Origin of the sequence: Legionella sp. km772 (genome assembly GCF_003989735.1) — a bacterium.
Taxonomy (GTDB): domain Bacteria; phylum Pseudomonadota; class Gammaproteobacteria; order Legionellales; family Legionellaceae; genus Legionella.
Window position 1 is genome coordinate 1 of sequence record NZ_RZGQ01000254.1, and the last position, 3,385, is coordinate 3,385.

Below are 3,385 nucleotides of genomic sequence, written 5' to 3' on the forward strand. Positions count from 1 at the left end.
AATCAAATAATCACTATAAAGATCAAGCATATCCATTTAATTCCCTCCCTAAAATTAAGGGCGGAATTCTAATGCTTTTTAGTCAAACTACAAGTTTATGTGCGTAACATGAGTTATTAATCCGTGGTTCCTAGCTAGGCTTTGTAATAATAGTTCTATTTCGATCACGCTCTGGGTTATAATTGGTGCCTGTATCCAATGATTATTTAGGTAGCTCATTTGACTAAGGCAACCATTTTAAAAGGGAAGCGATTTCAATTAGAACCCCTGGACTTATCTCATTATGACGGCCTCTCACGTGCTGCAAATCACGAACAAATATGGCGTTATATGCCTGACAAGGCCACGGGTGTTTTTTTTGCATCTTGGTTTGCAGAGCTGGTTAAAAAAATGAGTTTAGGAACGCAAATAAGCTATATAGTACGTAGAATCTCCGATCAAGAGATAGTGGGGGCTACCGCTTATTATGATTATCATGGCGATCATAAACGCCTAGCCTTAGGCTATAGTTGGTATGTGCCAGAGATGTGGGGGAGCGGCATAAATTGCGAAGCTAAATTTTTAATGCTTACCCAAGCTTTTGAACAGTGGGGTATCAATCGAGTTGAGCTTGGTGCCGATCCCCGTAATACACGCTCAGTTTCTGCCATTAAAAAATTAGGCGCGATAAAAGAGGGGGTTTTGCGTGAGCATATGGTTTCGAGTGATGGTCAATTAACTAATACCCTCATATTTAGTATTTTGGCCGTTGAATGGCCGCAGGTGAAAGCGCAACTCATGCAAAAGATGGGGCAATAAATTCACTGTTTTAGTTAAAGTCATTTGAGCAATCCTTGCTTTCATTATCTATAATTAGTTCAAGTGGAATAGAGGATAATGAAATGGATACTCTAAGAGCAATCACCTTTAGCGCTGCAAAAAGACAAACAGCCTTTTATGGCACCTTATTGTTGCTACTGTTCTTAAGCTTTGTACCGAAAGCCCAAGCCGAATATCCTTGCCCTTTAGGGTTTTATTACGCGGTTAATGAGGGCTGCGTCCCTAATTATAATACCTATAATAATGTGGTGTGGGGAACTACTGTGGTTCCTGCTTATGGTTATTACGATGGCGCTACTTATAATGCTGATTACGACCATAGTTATGATGGCGCCGGTTACCACTACGGGGCTTATAATGGCGTAGGACATTATAATTGGGGTGGTGCAAATTATTATCACCGTAATTGGGGCGGTGGGGCTTATTACCACCGCTAAAGCTAGGACTTAAGTGAATGAAGAGGCTGGTTAGTTTGCTCTTTTTTTTAAGTTTGTCTCTAGCCGCTTCTGCTAAAAGTTCGATAATCTGGCAAATTAAAAGTATTCCAATGCAGACCACTAAAGGGCAAATATTCTTAGAGGCCTTATTGGTTACCCCCGGCGATCAGCAACAACATCCTGTTGTCCTCATCAATCATGGCTCACCACGGGATGCCAAAGAACGCTCTTTAATGAGCGCTCTTGCTTATTTACCCATCGCTAAACAGTTTGCTCTACGAGGTTATGCGGTGGCAGTTGTTCTTCGTCGGGGTTATGGTCGCTCCGGTGGTGGCTGGGTGGAAGCATATGATCGCTGTTCTCATCCCGACTACCTACGTGCCGCTCATGCTGCTGCCGAAGATTTGCGAGCAGTGATTCAGTATTTAGGTCAATTACCGGCCTTCGATTGCACTAATATTGTCGCGGTTGGCTATTCAGCTGGTGGCTTTGCCACTTTAGCCTTAACTGCTTTTAAGCCCCCCAAAGGATTAAAAGCAGCTGTTGTGTTTGCACCGGGACGAGGCTCGTATGCGCCGGAGAAAATTTGTGAGCCACAACGCTTAATTGCCGCTTTTGCTCAATTAGGTAAAACTTCGCGGATCCCAATGCTGTGGATTTATGCTAAAAACGATCATTTTTTTAACCCCAAATTAGCAAAATCCTTATTTGCTGCCTTTACTGCAAACGGCGGGAAGGCTCAGTTTTTATCGGCTAAAGCCTTTGCTAAAGAGGGGCATTTCTTGTTTTCTACGGCAGGAATCAGTCGATGGACTGTGATCGTAGATAATTATTTAGCATCGATTAAATGACTCAGAAGCCCTCAAGACTTTTGACGATAGTCATAGGCTAAAATAAATAGAGGTTAAGGAAAATAATTATGGCGCAAAGTGGTTGGGAAGTAGAAACATTAAAAGCCGCAAAATTAAGGGCAACTATTTTAATGACTGTTTTTTTCTTGATTACCTGCGTGTGGACTTTTGTTGTTTTTTATTTTTTTCGTATTGATTTCCTTTTGGAAAAATCGCTTTTTCTTTTTTTACCCATGTACCTTATGGGCACAACACTCTATTTTGTCATCTACCGCTATGTCGTCTGCCAATACATAGCGAAGCAAAAGAAACTGCCGCGTTTTTTCTCTTATTTTAACGCCTTTATTGAAATTAATATCCCAACAGGCGTTATCCTCTTCGCAACCACCGTGCAAAATCCTATTGATGCCTTGCTAATGCCGCCTGTTTTGGTTTATTTCCTTTTTATTATTCTTTCCGCTTTGACCTTAGATGAATGGATTTGCCGTTTTACGGGCTTGATCGCTGCCCTGGAATATTGGGGGCTTTCCTATTATGCACTTCACTACACCAATATTAGAGATATTGAACATGTCGATTATTACCTAGCGTCAGGAGTAATTTATATGTCCCGCGGTTTTATCTTTTTGGTGGGGGGGATTATGACTGGTTTTGTTACCAGCCAAATAAAAAAACATTTATTTGCCTTTTTTGCGGCGCAAAAAGCACGTGATGAGGCTGTACGCGATACTACAGAACAAAAACGCCTCAAAGAGCAATTACATAAAAAAAACCAAGAACTTGAAAGACAAAATAGGTTAAAAACAGAATTTCTCGCCAATATGAGTCATGATATTAGAACACCATTAACAGGGGTTGTAGGCCTATCTAAATTGCTGGAAGAGCAGGTGAACGATGCTGGGCAAAAACAATATGTCCAATGGTTAGGCCAAAGTGGAAAACAACTGCTTACCCTGTTGAATGCTATATTAGCTACTGTTTCTGAGGATGAGGTTGATGAATCCCAGTTAAAAGAAGAAGCGTTCAGCTTAAAGCAAATTATTCAAGAAATTATCGACCTGGAACTTCCGTCTACAGTGACTAAAGGAATCGATTTAAAAGCTGATATCGATGCTAAAATCCCGGCTTGCTCAGCGACCCGAGCAAAATTCGCCGTATTTTATTAACTCATGTTACGCACATAAACTTGTAGTTTGACTAAAAAGCATTAGAATTCCGCCCTTAATTTTAGGGAGGGAATTAAATGGATATGCTTGATCTTTATAGTGATTATTTGAT

General features: G+C 40.8%; 4 protein-coding genes. All 4 read left to right on the top strand.

Features of this window, described 5'->3' with window-relative positions; all coding sequences use genetic code 11:
* The first annotated feature begins 219 nt into the window (after window positions 1-219).
* The 4 genes from ELY15_RS14755 to ELY15_RS14770 all read left to right on the top strand — a co-directional run bounded on the left by ELY15_RS14755 (window position 220) and on the right by ELY15_RS14770 (window position 3,273).
* Window positions 220-798 (top strand): GNAT family N-acetyltransferase, encoded by a 579-nt coding sequence (locus ELY15_RS14755; RefSeq protein WP_127101352.1) that lies wholly within the window; start codon window positions 220-222, stop codon window positions 796-798.
* Between the two features lie 83 nt (window positions 799-881).
* Complete coding sequence (locus ELY15_RS14760; RefSeq protein WP_127101354.1) at window positions 882-1,256, top strand: hypothetical protein; 375 nt, start codon at window positions 882-884, stop codon at window positions 1,254-1,256.
* Window positions 1,257-1,273: 17 nt separating this feature from the next.
* Window positions 1,274-2,107, top strand: a complete 834-nt coding sequence (locus ELY15_RS14765; RefSeq protein ID WP_127101356.1) for a S9 family peptidase — start codon at window positions 1,274-1,276, stop codon at window positions 2,105-2,107.
* 68 nt (window positions 2,108-2,175) lie between these two features.
* Complete coding sequence (locus ELY15_RS14770) at window positions 2,176-3,273, top strand: histidine kinase dimerization/phospho-acceptor domain-containing protein (RefSeq protein ID WP_127101358.1); 1,098 nt, start codon at window positions 2,176-2,178, stop codon at window positions 3,271-3,273.
* Window positions 3,274-3,385 lie beyond the last annotated feature (112 nt).

Coding starts and splice junctions, on each gene's coding strand:
- ELY15_RS14760 (WP_127101354.1), top strand. CDS start 882: ATGGATACTCTAAGAGCAATCACCTTTAGCGCTGCAAAAAGACAAACA.
- ELY15_RS14765 (WP_127101356.1), top strand. CDS start 1,274: ATGAAGAGGCTGGTTAGTTTGCTCTTTTTTTTAAGTTTGTCTCTAGCC.
- ELY15_RS14770 (WP_127101358.1), top strand. CDS start 2,176: ATGGCGCAAAGTGGTTGGGAAGTAGAAACATTAAAAGCCGCAAAATTA.